This is a genomic window from Streptomyces sp. CA-278952 (assembly GCF_028747205.1).
GTDB lineage: Bacteria > Actinomycetota > Actinomycetes > Streptomycetales > Streptomycetaceae > Streptomyces.
Genome location: NZ_CP112880.1, coordinates 48742 through 67749 on the forward strand (window position 1 = coordinate 48742; position 19008 = coordinate 67749).

Annotated in this window: 14 protein-coding genes and 2 pseudogenes; 8 read left to right on the top strand and 8 right to left on the bottom strand. The window is 70.0% G+C overall.

Annotated features, from left to right (window positions below):
* Positions 1 to 28: 28 nt before the first annotated feature.
* From N7925_RS00185 to N7925_RS00195, 3 genes are all read right to left on the bottom strand, one after another.
* Positions 29 to 1258: a cytochrome P450 gene (locus tag N7925_RS00185; RefSeq protein WP_274342630.1), complete on the bottom strand. Its 1230-nt coding sequence runs from the start codon at positions 1256 to 1258 to the stop codon at positions 29 to 31.
* Entirely contained in the window at positions 1236 to 1916 is a 681-nt protein-coding gene (locus tag N7925_RS00190) for a tRNA-dependent cyclodipeptide synthase (RefSeq protein WP_274342631.1), read from the bottom strand. Before N7925_RS00190 ends, N7925_RS00185 begins: the two co-directional genes overlap by 23 nt.
* Before the next feature lie 168 nt (positions 1917 to 2084).
* A complete protein-coding gene (locus N7925_RS00195; RefSeq protein WP_274342632.1) occupies positions 2085 to 2912 on the bottom strand; it encodes a class I SAM-dependent methyltransferase in 828 nt (275 codons plus the stop codon).
* A 361-nt stretch (positions 2913 to 3273) separates the two neighbouring features.
* Here N7925_RS00195 and N7925_RS00200 point away from each other — a divergent pair, with 361 nt between their 5' ends.
* Positions 3274 to 4155 (top strand): IS5 family transposase, encoded by an 882-nt coding sequence (locus N7925_RS00200; protein WP_274342633.1) that lies wholly within the window; start codon positions 3274 to 3276, stop codon positions 4153 to 4155.
* Here the strand turns inward: N7925_RS00200 and N7925_RS00205 are convergent, their stop codons facing one another.
* Positions 4156 to 4500 carry a hypothetical protein gene (locus N7925_RS00205; RefSeq protein ID WP_274342634.1) on the bottom strand — a complete coding sequence of 115 codons (345 nt, stop codon included), beginning with the start codon at positions 4498 to 4500 and terminating at the stop codon, positions 4156 to 4158.
* A 732-nt stretch (positions 4501 to 5232) separates the two neighbouring features.
* Here N7925_RS00205 and N7925_RS36130 point away from each other — a divergent pair.
* Together N7925_RS36130 and N7925_RS00210 are read left to right on the top strand one after the other, a co-directional pair.
* Positions 5233 to 5502 (top strand): annotated as a pseudogene (locus N7925_RS36130) (terpene synthase family protein); the annotation flags it as partial.
* Between the two features lie 118 nt (positions 5503 to 5620).
* Positions 5621 to 6967 carry a cytochrome P450 gene (locus N7925_RS00210; protein ID WP_274342635.1) on the top strand — a complete coding sequence of 449 codons (1347 nt, stop codon included), beginning with the start codon at positions 5621 to 5623 and terminating at the stop codon, positions 6965 to 6967.
* A 743-nt stretch (positions 6968 to 7710) separates the two neighbouring features.
* Here the strand turns inward: N7925_RS00210 and N7925_RS00215 are convergent.
* On the bottom strand, positions 7711 to 8256 hold the full coding sequence (locus tag N7925_RS00215) for a hypothetical protein (protein WP_274342636.1): 546 nt from the start codon (positions 8254 to 8256) through the stop codon (positions 7711 to 7713).
* A gap of 320 nt (positions 8257 to 8576) precedes the next feature.
* Between N7925_RS00215 and N7925_RS00220 the strand changes: the two genes are divergently transcribed.
* Both N7925_RS00220 and N7925_RS00225 read left to right on the top strand, forming a co-directional pair.
* Positions 8577 to 8912 carry a hypothetical protein gene (locus N7925_RS00220; RefSeq protein WP_274342637.1) on the top strand — a complete coding sequence of 112 codons (336 nt, stop codon included), beginning with the start codon at positions 8577 to 8579 and terminating at the stop codon, positions 8910 to 8912.
* Positions 8909 to 9301: a restriction endonuclease gene (locus N7925_RS00225; protein WP_274342638.1), complete on the top strand. Its 393-nt coding sequence runs from the start codon at positions 8909 to 8911 to the stop codon at positions 9299 to 9301. The genes N7925_RS00220 and N7925_RS00225 overlap by 4 nt, the downstream gene beginning before the upstream one ends.
* A gap of 68 nt (positions 9302 to 9369) precedes the next feature.
* Here the strand turns inward: N7925_RS00225 and N7925_RS36135 are convergent, their stop codons facing one another.
* The gene (locus N7925_RS36135) at positions 9370 to 9882 is read right to left on the bottom strand and encodes a DUF6233 domain-containing protein (protein ID WP_360731925.1); all 513 of its coding nucleotides are present in this window, start codon (positions 9880 to 9882) and stop codon (positions 9370 to 9372) included.
* A 59-nt stretch (positions 9883 to 9941) separates the two neighbouring features.
* Here N7925_RS36135 and N7925_RS00230 point away from each other — a divergent pair, with 59 nt between their 5' ends.
* The 3 genes from N7925_RS00230 (at position 9942) to N7925_RS00240 (ending at position 15719) form a co-directional block, all read left to right on the top strand.
* Complete coding sequence (locus N7925_RS00230) at positions 9942 to 10526, top strand: NADPH-dependent FMN reductase (protein WP_265597446.1); 585 nt, start codon at positions 9942 to 9944, stop codon at positions 10524 to 10526.
* Positions 10527 to 10626: 100 nt separating this feature from the next.
* Complete coding sequence (locus N7925_RS00235; protein WP_274342639.1) at positions 10627 to 12213, top strand: MFS transporter; 1587 nt, start codon at positions 10627 to 10629, stop codon at positions 12211 to 12213.
* Between the two features lie 236 nt (positions 12214 to 12449).
* A complete protein-coding gene (locus tag N7925_RS00240; protein ID WP_274342640.1) occupies positions 12450 to 15719 on the top strand; it encodes a BTAD domain-containing putative transcriptional regulator in 3270 nt (1089 codons plus the stop codon).
* 128 nt (positions 15720 to 15847) lie between these two features.
* Here N7925_RS00240 and N7925_RS00245 read toward each other — a convergent pair.
* Positions 15848 to 16729 (bottom strand): annotated as a pseudogene (locus tag N7925_RS00245) (IS630 family transposase); the annotation flags it as partial.
* A gap of 33 nt (positions 16730 to 16762) precedes the next feature.
* On the bottom strand, positions 16763 to 18997 hold the full coding sequence (locus N7925_RS00250; RefSeq protein ID WP_274342641.1) for a protein kinase domain-containing protein: 2235 nt from the start codon (positions 18995 to 18997) through the stop codon (positions 16763 to 16765).
* Positions 18998 to 19008 lie beyond the last annotated feature (11 nt).

A 19008-nucleotide genomic window follows, 5' to 3' on the forward strand; every position in this document is an offset into this window, starting at 1 on the left:
GAGTGCGGGGTGTTGAGGCCCACACACCTCAGGACCAGGTGACGGGCAGTTCCGTCGGCCGGGTGAAGAGGTAGGTGTCCGGTTCCCAGGCGATGTCCTCGTGCTTGGCCGCCAGGGCCAGGTCCGGCAGTTGTGTGAAGAGGGTCGAGAGCGCGGTCTGCAGGTAAAGGCGGGCGATGTTGACGCCGAGGCAGAAGTGGGGGCCGGTGCCGAAGGTGATGGTCGGGTCCTCCCGTGTGCTGCGGTCGAGGCGGAATCGCTCCGGTTGTTTGTAGTGCTCGGGGTCCCAGGTCGCGGCGACCCAGGGGGTGACGACGGCGTCGCCGGCCCGGATGCGGACTCCGTGCAGTTCTGTGTCGGCCAGGGCGAGGCGGGGCATCGAGGTCATGCCGTTGTGGTGCAGGCGCAGGAGCTCGGCCACCGCTGTGGGCCACAGACCGGGGTCACGCAGGATGCGGGCGAGCTGATCGCCGTGCCGCAGCAGAGTGTAGACACCGGTCGTGACCGGCCCGGTGACCGGTTCGGCAGAGGTGACGAACAGATACATCACCGTGGCGTGCAGATGCTCCGCGGTGATGGCCCCGTGCTGGTGAGCGCGGATCAGCGCCTCGACCGGGTCACGCGGCTCGCATCCGTCGTCGTAGTCGGCCCTCTTGGCGTCGATCACTTCGGTCGCGAAGTCGAGCATCCACCGGGTGGAGGTGTCGATCTTGGCGGCCGGTGTCGTGTAGTCGACCTGCGAGCGCAGCCGGGGCACGATCTTGCGGCGCTGACGTGGGGCCACCCGCATGAGGTCACAGGCCAGGGTCGCCGCGAGCGGATGTGCGTAAGCGCGGTGCAGGTCCGCGGGGTTGGGGCCCTCGCGCAGGGCTATCGCGAGGTCGGAGGCGGCCAGAGCGATGGCGGGCTGGATTGCCGCCGCGGCGGCCGGGTTGAAGAACGGCTGGACCACGCGTCGTACGGTGGTGTGCTCGGGCGGGTCGAGGTTGAAGATGCCGCCGGGCACGCTGTTGAAGTCGTCTCCGGCGATGCGCTGCCCGCCGGGGCAGGTGAGGTTGCGGGAGAAGTTGCGGCTGGATCCGATCGCGGTGATGTCGGTGCGGCGGGTGACCAGCCAGGCGCGGTGGCCGGAGGGGAAAGTCACCGGCGCTATCGGCCGTTCGCGTCGCAGGATGTCGAACATCTCGGGCGGTAGGCCGTGGCCGCGGGTGGGGAAGGAGTCGGGCCAGGTCAGTTCATCGGGGATCGTTGTTGCCACGGTCGTTCCTTTCATCGGTGAGAACGGACAGGGTGTGGCCCGTTCCTACGGTGAGGCCGGGGACCTGGCCGGCGGCCACCACGTCGTAGAGGGGCACCCTGCGGTGGTAGACGAACAGGGCGCTGGGGCGTGCGAGCATGCCGGCGGCGTCCAGCAGGAGTGGGGCCTCGGCGAAGATGTAGCGGGTGTTGCTCTCGATCTGTGCCGGTGTGGGCTCGGAGTCGAGGGAGGTGGCCAGGGCGGTCCGGGTCATCGCGTGCACCGCTTCCCGCATCGGCCGTTGCGTGCGGTAGGCGCTCTCGATGCGGTCCCGGCTCTTCTGGTAGCGCGGGTGGGAGGCGAAGCGGGTCATCACATGCACCCGGGAGTCCGTGTCGGGCATCCCGCAGTCGGCCAGGGTGCGGCGTGCGACGTTGCGCATGTTGTGGATGACGCGCTTGGAGCGCTGAACCGCGTGCCGCGGCGCCTTGCCCGCGGAAATGTAGCGCAGCGCCGATTCAGGGGCCCCCGGCAGGACCACGTGCACGTCGGAGAACGACCTGGCCGCGCTCTGGCACAGGTCCGCTACGGTCTGCGTGGAGTAGAAGGAATTGAACGGCGACAGCCCCAGCACCAGGGTGCCGTACCGCTCGCCCAGGCGCGGGTTGTGCAGGTCCAACCCCTCTACCCGGAACCCGCTGGGGCTCGGGGCGTCTTGTGCCGCGCTTTCCGGGGGTGCGTCGGTACCGGTGAGGGGCGGTGAAGCTGTACTGATTCGGCTCATGGCAGTGGCCCTATTCCTCGGGTCGGTTGGGGTGGGTCGGTTGGGAGAGCTGTGGGGGACAGCTCACTGGTGCGGTGCCGCTGAGGTGTCTTCGGCCGTGCTGGCAGGGCTGTCGGGCACAGCCTCAGGGCTGGCGTGGGCGTCGATGATCAGGGCGTGAGGGCAGTCGAGGTAGTTCGCCCAGAACGCATCCCCATACCTCGCGCGTCCCTCGTCGGAGACGGTCGGGCGAATCCACGAGACGCCGTCGAACCCGGCCGCCTCGAGAGCTTGCTCGTGTGCTGCCGTGGACCAGCGGAAGAAGTCCAGGTCCAGCACCTCCGGCCCGACCCAGGCCCGCAGGTGCCCCGGCGTGCCCTCCTCCGGGGACTCCTGCGAACTCAGGAGCATGCCGTAACCCCGGTACCACTGCGGATCCGTGGAGAACTCCGGGTTGAGGACCGCAGCCACGAACCGCCCGCCCGTCGCGCGCAGCGCCCGCCGCGCCGTCGCACAGAACCCCTGCAGCGCGTCCTGGCTGGGGGCGTAAGGCAGCACGTACACGGCCGTGACCACGTCGAACGAGCCGGCGATGTCCGGCAGTTCTCCCGCGGTTGGGTCGGCGGCGTTCGCTGCCAGGTACTCCACGCCCAGCCCCTCGCGCTCCTCGCGCCGACGGGCGTGCTCCACCATCGCGGCCGACTCGTCCATCCCCACCGCACGCGCCGCCCCGGCACGGCGCAACCGACGGGCATACAACCCGCTGCCACACCCGAGGTCGAGCACATTCCGCCCAGCGACCTCACCGACCGCGTTCAGGAAGCTGTACGCCTCGACATGCTCCCGGAACGGCATCTCCTCCATGCTGCTTTCGTACGCCGCCACCGCTGTGTCGAACTGGGAATCCACCATCGTCTCCTCGCGCTCAAGCGTCGACGTGCACGGCCCGTCCCGAAGGACTCCCGGCAGTGCACGGGTTCGTTGTTCTTCATGTGCTGCTCCTTCGTATCGCCGCGATGCGGCGCGGTACGAGCCCGCGGGCTGCCAGAAGCGTGAACGCGTTGAACCCTGCTGTGATGGTGAGGAACCGCCAGTCCCGAAACCGAATCGGCCAGACCCAGACACATAGACCCGCCGCACGCGTCCCCGGCTGGCGGCCTGCAGCACTCTCCCGGCGCGCCCGGGGCGGCCCGCCGCGAAACCGGCCCGACCCGTCCATTGGGTTCTGTCCGGCGGATCATGTGATCGCCTCGCGTGGGCCATCGTGGTGGTCGTGGGGCGGGGCGATCTTACGAACGACGAGTGGGTGCAACTTGCCCCACATCTGCCGAAGACCGGGCGCCGGGGTGGACGTTGGATTGATCACCGGACGGTGATCAACGGGGTCCTGTTCCGCGTCCGCACAGGTGTCCCGTGGCGGAATCTGCCGGAGCGGTTCGGGAGCTGGAAAACCGTGTACGAGCGCCACCGCCGGTGGTCGGCGGACGGCACCTGGGAAAGGATCCTCCAGGCCGTCCAGGCCGAGGCCGACTCTCAGGGGTGCATCGACTGGAGCATGGTGAGCGTGGACTCCACCTCGTGCCGGGCCCACCAGCACGCTGCCGGTGCACCACGCAGAACACCCCGTATACCGAAACGGAGATCAACGCCCCGGCAGCACCGTCCCGACGAAGAACTCGGCCGGTCCCGGGGCGGTCTGACCTCCAAGATCCACCTGGCCGGGGAGGGCGGCCGCCGTCCACTGGCCTTCCTGATCACGCCGGGTCAGTGGGGCGACAGCCCGCAGCTGGTACCCGTCCTCGAACGGATCCGGATCAAGCGCCCCGGCGGTGGTCATCCGCGCACCCGCCCTGACCATGTGGGCGGCGATAAGGCGTACAGCTCTCGCCGCAATCGCCGCTACCTGCGCAGACGGCAGATCAAACACACCATCCCGGAACCGAAGGACCAGCGGGCCAACCGTCGGCGACGCGGCAGCCGAGGAGGCCGACCCGCTGGCTTCGATGAAGAGATGTACAAGCGCAGGAACGAGGTCGAGCGCACGATCAACCGACTCAAGCACTTCCGGGCTGTGGCAACGCGGTACGACAAGCGCGCCTACGTCTTCCCTGGCACCGTCACGATTGCGTCGATCCGCCTTTGGCTCAGGCCGTGATCAGTCGGCTTCCAGAGCGCCGGCCCGCTTCTTGAGGTCCTCTGCAATGTGGTCCCAGTCCGGGCCGTGCATCCACAGATTCCCGGCAGCCTCCCGCAGCAGTGCCGGTTCGTCCGGCCGCTGCAAGAGCACCAGCCGATAGGCCAGATTTCGGATCCAAACAGGCAAGCAGCCGTCCACCACGTGCGGACAGAGTTCACGAAGCATGGCAAGGATCGAATCCGCGTCGGCGAACGTCAGCTCCTCGACGAAATGGTGCTCCCCGTGTTCGAGCCCGCACTCCGACGTGGGTCGGTACTCGTCTCCGTAGAGACATCTGGCGTGCTCCGTCAGGGTGCTGTGCATGGCCTGAAGCCTATGCCGCCATGATCCGCCGGACAGAACCTACGTGGCCTCGGCAGCCGTCGGCTCAGCAGTGGCACCGAGACTGGAAGGAAGGGGCAGCAGGAACCCGGCCGCGACCCACTCAGCCCGCCGGCAGGTGGCACAGGGCTGCGGAACCCGGAGGCCGCCGACTTGAAGGACCGGGCTGTCATCGCCGCTGCACCTAATTGGCCGCCTCGCACCTCACCGAAGCCTCCCCACCAGCAACGACGGGCAGCACACATCTACCCGTTCGCATCCGCATGCGACCCCCGAGAACCATCCGCCTCGTCCCCCGCCCTCAGGGTGCTTTTCCTAGCGGGCCTTCATCTGGCCCGCCCCCTGGTTCGCCTGCACAGGACCGTTCAACAGGTTCACGCCCTTTTGGTTACTCAGACCTTCCCTTCCTGGGGTGGGACTGGCTCTCTTGAAAGGAAAGGAACCGGCGGGCCGCTGCCCCGCCACTGTCAGGACAAGGACGAGGGAGTGATCATGGATCTCGCAGTCCCTCACCTCCGCCTCGATCTGCCGGCCGGGCTCCACCCCCACGAAGACCGCGCCCAGCAGCACACCCAGGCGTGGGTACAGGATATGGGCATGATCGCCAACAGCCCGAAAGCGCGGGAGTTCTGCGACTCGTTCCTGCTCGGAAGGCTGGCCGGCCGGGTCTACCCCCACGCTTCCGGCGGCCGTTTATACGTCCTGGCGGACTGGATGAGCGCCTACTTCGTCCTGGACGACGTCCTGGCCGACATGGTGGAGGCCCGCGACCCGGAGGTGGCCACCGAGATCGCCGACCAGTTCATCGCCCCCTTCCTCGGCACCGCCCCGCGAACCGGGCCCCACCGGGTGGGCGACGTCCTCGCGGTGTCGAGGATCCGGGAAAAACTGGCCGACCTGTGGGCCCGCACCCGGCCACGCATGACCGCCGCGTGGACCAACCGCCTCGTCCACGACATGACCGACTACCTCTACTCGCACGTCCGCCAGTCGGAGATCAACCTCCCCGGATCCGGCACCGGGATCTACCCGCAGCAACCGGCCCCGCGCCCCCCGCGTCCCCGCTTCATCCACCACACCGCCGACCGGAGAGTGGACAGCTATGACAATGGACGTTCCGATCAGCCAGGCACCGGGAGCGCTGCCTCTCCTCGGGCACCTCCTGCCACTGGTACGCGACCCCCTGAAATTCCTCACCTCACTGCCCGCCCGCGGAGACCTGGTCCACATCCGAATCGGCCCCATGAAGGCCCTTCTGGTGTGCGACCCGGGGCTGACCCGCCACGTCCTGGTCAACGACCGCACCTTCGACAAAGGCGGCCCGGCATTCGACCAGGGCAGGGAAGTCCTGGGCAACGGCCTGCCCCTCTGCCCCCATACCGACCACCGCCGCCAGCGGCGGCTGGTCCAGCCCGCCTTCCACCCTGCCCGCCTGCCCGCGTACGCCCGCCTGATGACCGAACAGACCGACACCGCCACCGGCTCGTGGACCGACGGCCAGACCATCGACGCCTATAGGGAGATGCAGAACATCGTCGCCCAGGGCCTGGTGGCAACCATGTTCGCCGACACCCTCAGCCCCACCGCCATCACCGAGGTACTGGAGGACCTCGGCGCCATCACGGACGGCATCTTCCGGCGCATGATCACACCACCGCGCCTGAACACGCTCCCCACCCCCGGCAACCGCCGCTACTACCAGGCCCGATCCCGCCTGCGCCAGACCATGGCCCGCGCCACCGCAGACCGCCGCTCCGCCGCCACCGGCCACGACGACCTGCTGTCCGTACTCCTCGGCAGCCCCGATTCCCCCGAAGACGGCCATGACCAGAATCTTTCCGACGCCGAGATCATCGACCAGCTGATGGCTTTCTTCTTCGCCGGCATCGAGACCGCGGCCGCCACCCTGGCATGGTCACTGCACGCACTGGCCCAGCATCCCCACATCGAAGAACAGCTCCACGCCGAGGCCGACAGCGTTCTCGCCGGCACCGCAGCCACACTCGACGACGTGCCCAGGCTGGAATACACACGCCGAGTCCTCATGGAATCCCTGCGACGCTATCCGCCGGCCTGGCTCGTCAGCCGCACCACCACCACCGACACACACCTCGGCTCGCACCCCGTCCGCGCCGGCACGGCCGTCTTCTTCAGCCCCTATCTCATCCACCACCGAACCGACCAGTACGACAACCCCGAGCAATTCGACCCCGACCGGTGGAGCAGCTCCCGCCACCTCAACCCACCGGACGGCTCCTTCATCCCGTTCGGCGGAGGCGCCCGCAAGTGCATCGGCGACCAGTTCGGCATCACCGAAGCCGTCATCATCCTGGCCACGATCGCCGCACGATGGCGCCTGGAACCCCTGCCCGGCCGCCCCGTCCGCCCCGCCCTGGCCCTCACACTCAGCCCGCAACGGCTGCACATGCGCCTCAGGCCCCGCACATAGCACCGCCCGGGTCCCGAACCCTGCACACCCCGCGTCGGCTTCACTCAGCCCACAGAGGACGGAGGCCCACCCGCCTGGGCGGTGCGGCGTGCTCGGCCCGGCCAAGCACGCCGTCGGATCATCGCTGCCCCGACGACTCCAGCACTCAACGGCTACACACTCGTCCCCCCAAAAAAGGGTCATATCACCGTGCTGGCGCACCTGCTTAGCCGGGCCTTGACCCCTAATGTTGGACACACGAGACACTGGATCCTGAGGATCTGTGAACGGACATCTCGTGGTGATGAAGAACTATCCGCCGCAGTTCAAGGCGGACGCGGTCGCGCTGTACGAGTCGCGGCCCGACGCGAGGCGCACGACATGCCCGAGGAGCTCACAGGCCCCGAGGGGGTCGATGTCAGCTTCTCCAGGCCCGGATGGACCCGGACCAGTACAGGGCTCTGGCCCAGGCGCTGCACGGTCCACGGTCCCGGTATCACCCGGAGCGGCGATGTTGTCTCACTACACCCCCGTGTGGAAGCTCGTCTGACGGCCGTAGCGCATATCTCGATGGCCAACTGTCGTCCGATGACGGCACCCCGGTCAGCCAGGGCCTGCCCCAGGTCTCTTGGCAGGTCCCGGGTGATGGCCACTTACCGGCTGCGTCTCGTACCGCAGACGTAGAGCCATCTTGTCGCCGGAGTCGTAGGCGGCCCATCCGGCGGAGGAGTGCAGGCCGCTGATCGCGCCGTGCAGGGCCTGCTCTACGCGGGGCCGTAGGTGCAGCCGTCGGCCGTTTCGCGCAGGTGGTCGATGTAGGCGGTGGCGACGGTGAGGAGGGCGCCGCCGCCGATCGCGGTGAAGTGGGCGTCGAGTCGGCCGATGGTCGTGGCGATGCGGTCGACGTCCGTCATGGTGAGGCGTCCGTGCACCGGGGTCTCCTCCAGGCGCAGCACGAGGGTGAGGGTCGCGGCGGTGGACGCGGTCAGGAATGCGCGGCGTTTCACGGGTTCCTCCTGCCCTGGCCGCACCGAGGAGGGTGGGGCGGGCAGGCGGCTGGTGCGGCCGCGCGGCACGAATCCCATGGCCTCGGGCGGCCGGTCGAAGATCTCGGCGAGAGGCAGAAGGTAGCGGTGAGTGGGCCACCGTACGGTGCCGGAGATCCACCGGCGTACGTCCCGGTCGGTGGCCGCCCCGGGGCGTCCGAAGATGCGTCCGGAGGCCTGGTTGACCTCGTCGGCCAGGGACCGGTGGGTGTAGCCGTACTCGCGCAGCAGCACGGTGAGGATGGTGTTGGTCGGTGTGTCCATCAGGCCCCCGGTGGCTGCTGTTCGAGACGGCGACGGTAGTCCAGGCATCTGGTCCGCGCAGGTAAAACTGTCCGCCTCCCAGCAGGTAACTGCCCGCGTTCTGCCCTGCTCCCACCCGTGCGTGAAGGCGTTGTCTAGGAGAGGGCCATCAGTCACCACACTGCGATCGGAAGAGCACCATGCCACCACCGAGCCGCCGCACCAGTTGGTTGCCGTCGCCGAACCTGCCGGGCGGAAGCCACCGCGACCCGGCGGCCGGGACAGCGCCGGTCGTCGGGCCGTGTCCTGCGGTCGCGCTGTACGCGGTGGCGCTGTAGGCGGTGGCGCCACTGCGGGGCGTCGAGCACCTGGTCCTCGATGACCTCGCCGCCTACGCGCAGGACCGGGGCTGGGTCGTCCCGGTCGGCTGTGCGGTCGCCGACAGCGGGCCCCTCGACCGGTCCCCCGCCATGCGGGCCGGGTGGCAGCGGGTACGAGCCGCAGCAGCCGGCCGCCTCGTCCACGGAGTGGTGGTCCCGTCCTTCGCACACGTCGCCTACCGTGCGGCGGACTCGGACGGGGAGCGCGCCTGGCTGCTGGAGCAGGGGCTGTTCGTCGCCGCGACCGACCCCGCCGAACTCCAGGCAGGCCTCGAACCGGCGGAGCTGAGGGCATGAGGGGCACCGTGGTGTACGACCCTTCGGGTGCGGTGACCGGCGGGCTGCCGCTGGACCGTGACCCGTACCTCGCGCTCGTCGCCGCCGTCCTGGCCTGGGGCCCGAACCCGGCAGGCGTACGGGCGGCGGACTGTGCGCAGATCGGCCTCCAGCTCACCGGCCACGCACACTGCGTGGCCGCCGACAGCCGGCAGCGCTTCGAGACCCTGTCGGCGGACAGCGAACTGCGCCCGCTGACCAGGGTCGTGCTGCGGGAGTCGGTGAACCGCCTCTCGACCGGCCCCGGCACCACCGCCGCAAAAGTGCAGAACCGGGCCCGGCTGATCCAAGCCCTGTACCGGGCACTCGACCGACTCGACACCGCACAGAACCCCACGCCGGCCCTCTGAGCGCAGGCTCCGACGTCGCACGGCACGCCCTACCCACGGCCCTGTCCAGCGCGGCCGGGCGCGGGTGGTCACGGTTTGTTGAGCACGGTGTCCGGGCGGCACACCCCGCAGGCCCGGACACCGTCGGCCAGCTCGGCACGAGCACGCTCCGCACTGACCGGCCGGAGCGCCTTGCCCCCGGCGAAGCAGTCCCCCCGGTGAATCTCAGTGACGGGCGCCCCGATACCGACAGAAGAGATGCCCCAGTCAGCGTGGTTGCACGAGGCGGCCCGGCAGACCGGGCAGCGGCGGCCGACGGCCACGGTGCGCGCTGGGGTTGCGCCTGCCGCACGACAGCGCCCGTGTCCGACCAGACCATGACGGCCCGGCGAGGCATCTGCTCGGCCAGCGGGCGATATATGCGCCGCGACGAGATCGACCTCCGTCGGCGTCGGGATTTCATCTTGATCCGCTGCTGCCACACCTTGACGTGCGCCGGTCATCACCGCGGGGGTGCGGGATCGATCCCGCACCCCGTTCCGCGTTGCGCGACGCAGCGATATCCGGGCCGAGAGGGAACCGAGAACGGACCGAGAGTGCATCACGAGTGGCACGGCGCACCGTATGAGGTGCAGGCACCCGAGCCCGAGGGAGAACCGTGATGCGGGAACGCAGACTGAACCTGGCCGTACTCATAGGCAGTACCCGCGCCGGCCGCTTCGGCCCCGTCCCCGCCCAGTGGATCGCCGCCGAGGCGGCCAAGCGCGACGACTTCGACGTCGATGTGATCGACCTGGCCCAGGTGTGGCTGCCCGACGTGCTGCCAGAGAGTCTCGACCGCCCGCTGCCGCAGGCCGTGATCGACCTCGCCCCCTGGCTGGACAGGGCGGACGCGTTCGTGATCGTCACACCGGAGTACAACCACAGCTTCCCCGCCTCCTTGAAGAACGCCATCGACTGGTACGTCGACGCGTGGAAGGCGAAGCCGGTCGCCTTCGTCTCCTACGGCGGCATGGCCGGCGGGCTGCGCGCGGTGGCCGACCTGCGGGGAATCTTTCCCGGGCTACACAGCGTCACCGTCCGGGACTCCGTCTGCTTCCCGAACTACCAGGAGCACTTCGACGCCGAGGGCCGGCCCGCGGACCCCGAGGGCTGTGCAGCGGCGGCCACGACCATGTTCGACCAACTCGCCTGGTGGGGCCACGTCCTGAGCGACGCCCGCGCCCGGCAGCCGTATCCGGGCTAGGGCGTGTCCGGTCCTGATCCGCCGGACACGCCCTGGGCCCCGCGGCCATACGCGTACGCAACCACGCCTGATCACGTACCAGGCCCAAGAAAGGAAAGCCATGTCATCGAATGCTCCCGAGGCCCCGGTCCGGAAGGCCGGGGCGCGGGAATGGGTGGGACTGGCGGCGCTGGCCCTGCCCACCCTGCTGATCTCCCTCGACCAGAGCGTGCTGTACCTGGCCCTGCCCCACCTCGCCGAGGGTCTGAACCCCACCGGTACCCAGACGCTGTGGATCATGGACATCTACGGCTTCCTGATCGCCGGCTTCCTGATCACCATGGGAACGCTGGGCGACCGGATCGGCCGCCGCAAGCTGCTGCTGATCGGTGCGACGGCCGTAGGCATCACCTCGATCGCCGCCGCCTACTCCACCAGCGCGGAAGGTCTGATCGCCACCCGCGCCCTGCTCGGCATCGCCGCCGCCACCCTGATGCCGTCCACCCTCGCCCTCATCAGCAACATGTTCGAGGACCCGTACCAGCGTGGCCGCGCCATCGCGGTGTGGGCCAGCTGCTTCATGGGCGGCACCGCACTCGGGCCGGTCGTCGGCGGCGCGATGCTGGAGTACTTCTGGTGGGGCTCGGTGTTCCTCATCGGGGTGCCCGTCATGGTGGTGCTGCTGATCGTCGCTCCCCTCGTCCTGCCGGAGTACAAGAACCCCAACGCCGGCAAGATCGACCTGCTCAGCGTCCTGCTGTCGCTGGTGTCGATCCTGGCGATCATCTACGGCCTGAAGGAGCTCGCGCGTTACGGATTCGAGCTGGTGCCGGTCCTCTCGATCGTCCTCGGCCTGGCGGTCGGCGCGGTGTTCCTGTCACGCCAGAACAAGCTCGACGATCCGCTGCTGGACCTGAAGCTCTTCAAGACCGGCGCGTTCACAGCCGCACTGCTGATCCTCATGGTCTCCATGCTGGGCACCGGCGGTGGGTACCTGTTCATCACCGGGTTCGTCCAGATGGTGGAGGGCTATTCGCCGCTGGAAGCGGGCCTGTGGATGGTGCCCGCGGCCATCGCGTCGATCCTCGCGGCGCAGCTGGCGCCGATCTTCGCCAAGCAGCACCCGCTCAGCACCGTCATCGGGGTGAGCCTGCTGATCGGCATGATCGGTTACGTGCTCCTCATCTTCGTCGGCCCGGTCGGCGGGATGCCGCTGCTGATCACCGGCTTCGTGATCACTTTCATCGGCGTCGGCACTTTCGGGGCGCTCGGCACCAACCTGGTCGTCGGGTCTGTCCCGCCGGAGCGTGGCGGCTCCGCGGCGGCGCTCTCCTCCATCAGTGGTGACCTGGGCACCGCACTCGGCATCGCCACACTCGGCAGCCTGGGCACCGCCGTCTACCGCAACTCGCTCGACGCGCCCGACGGCACACCGTCCGGCGCGGCCGACTCCGCCGAGGGAAGCATGGAGGGCGCGCTCAAGGCCGCTCGCGAACTGCCGTCCGATGCCGCCGACAGCCTGCTGGCCGCCGCATCGGACGCCTACGCCAGCGGGCTGAACGCGATCGGCATCGCCTGCGCCGTCGTCACCGCGATCAGCGCGACCTTCGCGTTCACGCTGCTACGCGAGAGCCGCGGGGCCGTCCCGTCCGGCACCGCTCCGAAGGAGCAGGAGGAAAAGGCCGAGGACTCGCTCTCGACCACCTGAGCCCTCCGGCGGGAACGGGAAACCAGGCACCGGGAACCAGAGGGAGGACGCCGGCCCATGACCGCACGGTCCGGCCGGAGTCCTCCCGTGCGTTCCGCGCGGTCCGCCGCGGGCTCGGGCCCCTCGCCAGCGGCACCCCGGCGGCGTGGGACGTCGGTGCTCACGGGCCGGTCCCGGCCGACCGCCGGACCAGGATCGTCCTGTTCTTGCCCGCTGCGCTGGGTTAGCGTGATCACATGTATTTCGGGGTTCTCGGTTCGTTGGCGGTGTGGACGGGGGACGGACGACCGGTCCGGATCCCGGAGCTCAAAGTCCGCGCTCTGCTGGCCTGCCTTCTGGCCCACCAGGGACGAACGGTCTCCGCGGACAGGCTGATCGACGACCTATGGCCCACGAGGCCGTCCAACAACCCGGCAGGCGTGCTCCAGAACAAGGTGTGGCAGCTGCGGCGGGCGCTTGAGGACGCCGAGCCGGGCGGCCGGGACCTCGTGGTGTCCCACTCGCCGGGATACCAGCTGCGAGCGGGCGCCGACGCGGTGGACGCAGACCGGTTCCACGACCTGATGACACGGTCGCGGGCGGCCGAGGACTTCCGGGTGCGCGCCGCCCTGCTGGCGGACGCGCTGGCGTTGTGGCGGGGGCCCGCCTTCGCCGACTTCGCCGACGAGGAGTTCACCCGGCCCGCGCGGGACCGGCTGGAGGAACAGCGGCTGACCGCACTGGAGGAGCAGGCCGAGGCCCGGCTGAACCTCGGTGAACACGCGCTGGTGGCCGACGAACTCGGTGAGGTGGTGGACCTGCACCCCCTCAGGGAACGGCTGCGCGCCGCTCATGTGCGGGCGCTCTACCGTGCGGGCCGGCAGAGTGCGGCCCTCAGCAGCTACGCCGACCTGCGTAAACACCTGGCCGAAACCCTGAGTCTTGACCCCAGCCCCGAGCTGGCGGCCCTGCACCAGTCGATCCTCACCCAGGACGCGGCGCTGACCGCCCCCGAACCCGACACTGCCGCGGCCAGCCCGCCGACGAACCTGCCGACCTCCCTCACCGGCCTGATCGGCAGGGCCGAGGCGCTCGGCGAGCTCCGGGAGGTGCTGGGCGCGAACAGGCTGGTCACGCTCATCGGTCCGGGCGGGGTGGGCAAGACACAGCTGGCGCTATCGACCGCCGCGCAGGTCGGAGCCGAGTTCCCCGGCGGCGTACGGCTAGTCGAGTTCGGTGCGCTCGACCCCTCCCCGTCGAGCGCCGACCGGGGGAAGGGTGCAGCCGCCGCGCAGGTCGCGGTGCACGAGTTGCTCGGGTCGGTTCTCCGGGTCCGGGACGACACGGCCTCGGGACCGGGGTCCGGGGGCGCGGCGCCCTCGATGACCATCCGGGTTGCCCAGGCGCTGGGCGAGCGGCCGGCGCTGCTGGTGTTCGACAACTGCGAGCATGTGGTCGGCCCGGTCGCCGAGCTGACCGACCAACTCCTCAAGGCCGTGCCTGCCTTGAGGATCATGGCCACCAGTCAGGTGCCCCTGGGTATCACCGGCGAATACCTCCAGGAGGTGCCGCCGCTGCGAGGGCCCGAGCCCACGGCGGAGCTCGACCCCGAGTCCGTACGCCGGTACAGCGCGGTGGAGCTGTTCGTGGCGCGGGCGACAGCGGCGGCCCCGAATTTCGTACTCGGCGCGGGCAACGTCGAGGCGGTCGTCTCGATCTGCCGGCGCCTCGACGGCATTCCGCTGGCCCTGGAGATGGCTGCCACCCGGGTGCGGGCGCTGGGGGTACGTGAGCTGGCGGCGCGCCTGGACGACCGGTTCCATCTGCTCGCGGTGGGCGCGCGCAGCGCCCCGGCGCGGCAGCGCACCCTGAGGGCCGTGATCGACTGGAGCTGGGAGCTGCTCGGCGACCAGGAACGGGTGGTGCTCGGGCGGCTGGCCGTACACGCCGACGGCTGCACCCTTGACGCCGCCGAGCAAATCTGCGCGGCGGAGGACCTGGACCGTACGGAGGTGCTCGACGTCGTCGCCCGGCTGGTGGACTGGTCACTGGTGGTCATGACCGACGGGACGGACGGGCCCCGGTACCAGCTGCTCGAATCGGTCACCGCATACTGCATCGAACGCCTCGTGGAGAAGGGCGAGTACGAGGACCTCCGGCGTAGGCACTGCGACTACTACACCGGTCTGGCCGAGCGCGCCGAGCCGCATCTGCGGGGCCACGGCCAGCGGCAGTGGCTGCATCGCCTGGACGCCGAAACCGCGAATCTGCGGACCGCGTTCGACTACGCGGCGCAGCTCGGCGACGCGGACTGCGCGCTGCGTCTCGCCAACGCCCTCAGCTGGTACTGGTACCTGCGCGGCCGGAGCAACGAGGCGAAGCGGTCTCTGACCGTGGCGCTGTCCCTCGGTGGGGCGGAGCCGGCCGCGGTGGCCAAGGCCACGGCCCTGCTGGGCGGCTTCAAGCTGGTGCTCGGCGGCGTCGGCGACCCGGTGGCGGAGTACCGCACGGCGCTGCGGCCGTACGAGGAGCTGGACGATCCGGGCGGGCGGGCGCGGGCCCAGTGGTTCCTCGGGTCCAGCCTCTACGGGATCGGCGACGTGGGGCCGAGCGAGGAGCTGGTCCACCGGGCGCTGGCCACCTTCCGGTCGCTCGGCGACCGCTGGGGTATGGCGGCGGCCCTGGGCAGCCGGACCTTCCACGCGAATCAGCGGGGCGACCTCAACGCGTTGCGGCGGGACGGCGAGCAGAGCCTCGCGCTCTTCCGTGAGCTGGGCGACCAGTGGGGGCAGCTCCAGGCATCGGTGCCGCTCGGGACGCTGGCCGAAACCGTGGGCGACTACCAGCGGGCCGGGCGGCTGTACCGGGAGGGCCTGCGGATGGCGGAGGACCTGGGGCTCTGGCCGCAGGCGTCTTTCCAGCTCTCAGGCCTCGGCCGGGTCTCGCTGCTGACCGGGGACCTGCCTCGGGCCGAGGAGTTCCATGAGCGCGCGGCACGGCTCGCTGCCGGGCAGTCGGACAGCTTCGGGGAGCAGTATGCCGAGATCGGCCTCGCCCTCGGGGCGCGCCGGGCGGGAGACCTCGGTGCGGCCGAGCGGCATCTGACCCGGGTGCTCGACCTGCACCGCCAGATGGGTTACGAGCCGGCCAGGCCCTCGGTGATCCTGGCCGAGCTGGGCTTCGTCGCGGAGGCCCGAGGCGATGCCCCGGCCGCCCTGGCCCTGCAACTGGACGCTCACGCCGCCGCCCGCGACACCGGGAACCCGCGGGCGGTGGCGCTGGCATTGGAGGGCCTGGCCGGGGCCCAGTCGCTGGCCGGCCACTCCGAGCACGCCGCCCGCCTGCTCGGGGCGGCCACGGCGGCCAGGCAGTCGGTCCAGGCGCCCCTGCGGGGCGGCGAGCGCTTCGACGTGGACCGCATCACCACCCGGGTCAGGGATGCGCTGGGCGAAACCCGCTACCAGGCCGAGTTCGAGCGGGGCAGCACACTGGCCCCGGAGGAGCATCTGCAGAACCCGCTCCCCTGACCTGGGTACAGAAGGCGCGCCAACCCCCTCTGGCCCATCCCCGCGCACAATCGCGACCGCCCCGGCAGCTGGACCTCCGAACCGGAAGACCACCACCGACGAAGAAAGGTCTAGACCTAAATGTGGCGGGTAAACGGAGCGAAGAGTTCCGGGGCACCCTGTGCCAGCAGCCACTTCTTGATTTCGGGCGTCTTGTGCGTCGCGTAGTTGTCGAGGATCAGGTGGACCTGAAGGCCGGCCGGGACTTCCCTGTCGAGCTTGGCCAGGAACTTCTTGAACTCGACGGCCCGGTGGCGGCGGTGGAGCGATCCGATCACCTTGCCCGTCGCGACTTCCGGGGCGGCGAAGAGAGTGGTGGTGCCGGCGCGGATGTAGTCGTGGCTTCGGCGCTCGGGAACCCCGGGCATCATCGGCAGGACCGGCTGGGACCGGTCCAGGGCCTGGATCTGCGACTTCTCGTCCACGCAGAGAACCAGAGCCTTCTCCGGCGGGTCGAGATAGAGGCCGACGACATCGCGGACCTTGTGGATGAAGAACGGGTCGATGAAGAACGGGTCGGTGGAGAGCTTGAAGGTCTGCGAGCGGTGCGGGGCCAGAGCGAACGCCCGCCAGATCCTGGATACCGTCGACTGCGACATGCCCGTCGCGGCGGCCATCGAGCGTGTCGACCAGTGCGTCGCGTTCTTCGGTGTCTCCTCGAGCGTTCTGACGATCACTCGTTCCACATCCACGTCGGTAATCTTCCGCGGGACACCCGGCCTGGGCTCGTCACACAAGCCGTCCAAGCCGTTCTCCAGGGAACGCCGCCGCCAGGTGCGGACGGTGTCCGGCGCAACCCGCAGCCGACGGGACACCTCCATGATCGAGTGGCCGTCCGCGCACTCCAGCACGATCCGTGACCGCTGAGCCAGCGCCTGCGCGGTCGTCCGCCGACGCACCCAGCCCGCCAGCACAGCCCGTTGAGCATCGGTCAGTGACAACGGCGGAATCTTCGGCCCCGGACGACTCATAACCAACTAACGCCAAACCTCTGACCCAGGTCACTAGAGGTACCCGGACACGACTGTTCCGTCCGAGAAGGTGACGTAGAGAATCCCGCCGACGGCGAGGCATTCGCCGTTCTCGAGCAGTTCATCCGTCTCCCAGTCCTTCGGTCCGGGGTACTGCGCGGTGAGGGCTTCCCCGGACGACACGGCGAACTTCATGATCTCCGCTCCGTTGACCAGGATGAGCCGGTCGTCCGCGAAGTACAGCGGTCCGGGGTTGCCATCCAGGTACTCCACGGACTCGGACCACAAGGTCCGCCCGGTGGCCAAGTTATGCAGGGAGACGGTCTTTCCGTCGCCGATCGCCAGTAGGCCGCCGGGCCCGAGCGCGGGGCTGGACCTCATATGGCGACCCCGGCCTATCAGCGAACGCCGCTTCAGTGTGCGCGCGTCCAGAATGTGCACACCGCCCCGCTCGTCGGCACCCACACACACCAGCCGGCCGTCGCGCACCTGCCCCCACTCGCAGGAGACGCCGTCGCTGTCGACGCGGTCGCCCCCCGTCCGTGCGTCGTAGGAGACCAGCCCCTCGAGGAGCCGTGGCACGTAGACACGGCCTCCGGCCACCAGCGGCTGCTGGGGGCCGCCGGGAACGGGAATGCGCCACAGCTCTCGTCCGCCGCCCCCTCGTCCTTCGTCTCCGGAATCCAGCTTTCGCGCCGTGAGCAGCCCCGTCCCGTCGCCGTTGAAGGGGCCTGCGTAGACGGAGTACATGACCCCGTCTAGCGTCTCCGCACCGCCCATCGTGTAGCGGCCGGGCGGCGGGTCATGATGGGCGACCCGGACGCCGTCCCGGACGCGGTATCCGTCCGTCCCCCGGGGGCCGTTGACGTATGCCACGCCCGCGACAACGCCGAGGTTGGCGGCGGTGGCTCCCGCTGCCGAGGTGTCACCTCTGTGCGACCAGAGCGTATGGCCGTAATTTGCGTCCAGGGCGGTCAGTGCTCCCCCCTTGCTCGCGCACAGCAGGACTGTGCCGTCGAGCGCGCACGGCCCGGTCCGCGTCTGGGCACGGCCGGTCCAGGGGGACCAGTACGCCGGGCGGTGCAGCCGGGACACGGCTCCCTTCCCGAAGTCCCTCGGTCGTCCCTCCCCTGTGTACGGGGCTAGATGGGCGGGCAGGGCGGCGGCGTGCTTCTTCGGCGTGGGCTTCTCCGGTTCGTCGGCCGAGACGACCAGAAGTGCCGCGGTGACGCTCAGCATCCTGAGCGCTGCGCGCAGCGCCTGGCGCGGTTTTCGCTGCGCCGACGCCGGCCGGATAGCGTTGCCCTGCAGCGTCGGCGAGTGCGGGACCGGTGCGTTCCGGTCAGCGGTCGTCAGAGGCGCCATGAGCGCCGCGCCACACCGCCGGGCCGCCTCCTCATCCCCGGCGATCAGCGCCCGGACGCCGGGCGCCCAGGGGAACGCGCCGGCCGGCACCGCCCACTGCTCGGCGATCCACTCCGGGGTCGCCCGCCCGGCCGGGCGTATATGCAGACACCGCGTGAGCACGGGGCGTAGTCCGGCCGGGACATCCGTCAGCAGCTCCGCGATCCGGTCGTCCTTCTCCCGGGCCTCCCGGATGAAGGCGAACGGATTCCGTCCCGTCGCGGCGAAGTACAGCGATATGCCGAGCGAGAACACATCGGTGGCGGCCGTGAGACTCTGCCTGCCGGCGAGCTGCTCCGGCGCCATGAAGCTCTTCGTCCCCACCGGCGTCCCCGCCCGGGTCAGCGCCGAGGCGTCGAACGCGCGGGCGACCCCGAAGTCGATGAGCCGGGGGCCGTCGGCGGAGAGCAAGATGTTGTCGGGTTTGAGGTCCCGGTGCAGCAGACCGGCGGCGTGAACCCCGCGCAGCGCGTCGGCGAGCGCCGCGCCCAGGGCCCGGACCGCCGGTTCATCCAGCGGCCCTCTCCGGCCGACCGCTTCCGCGAGTGAGGGGCCCGGTACGTATGTGGTGGCCAGCCAGGGGTCCTCGTCGTCGGCGCGGCCGTCCACCAGGGCGGCAGTGTACGGGGAGCGGACGGCCCGGGCGGCGGCGTACTCCCGGGCGAAACGGCGCCGGAACCGGCTGTCCAGCTCCAGGTCTCCGCGGATCGTCTTCACCGCGACCATGCGCGCCGGGTCGGCGGTGAGGGCGGTGGCGTGGCAGGCCAGGTGTACCTCGCCCATGCCGCCGCTACCGAGCCGGCCGAGTAACCGGTAGGGGCCGACCTGCCGGGCCGGGCGATCCGGGGGAAAGGGTTCCAGCACAGTGGCTCCGC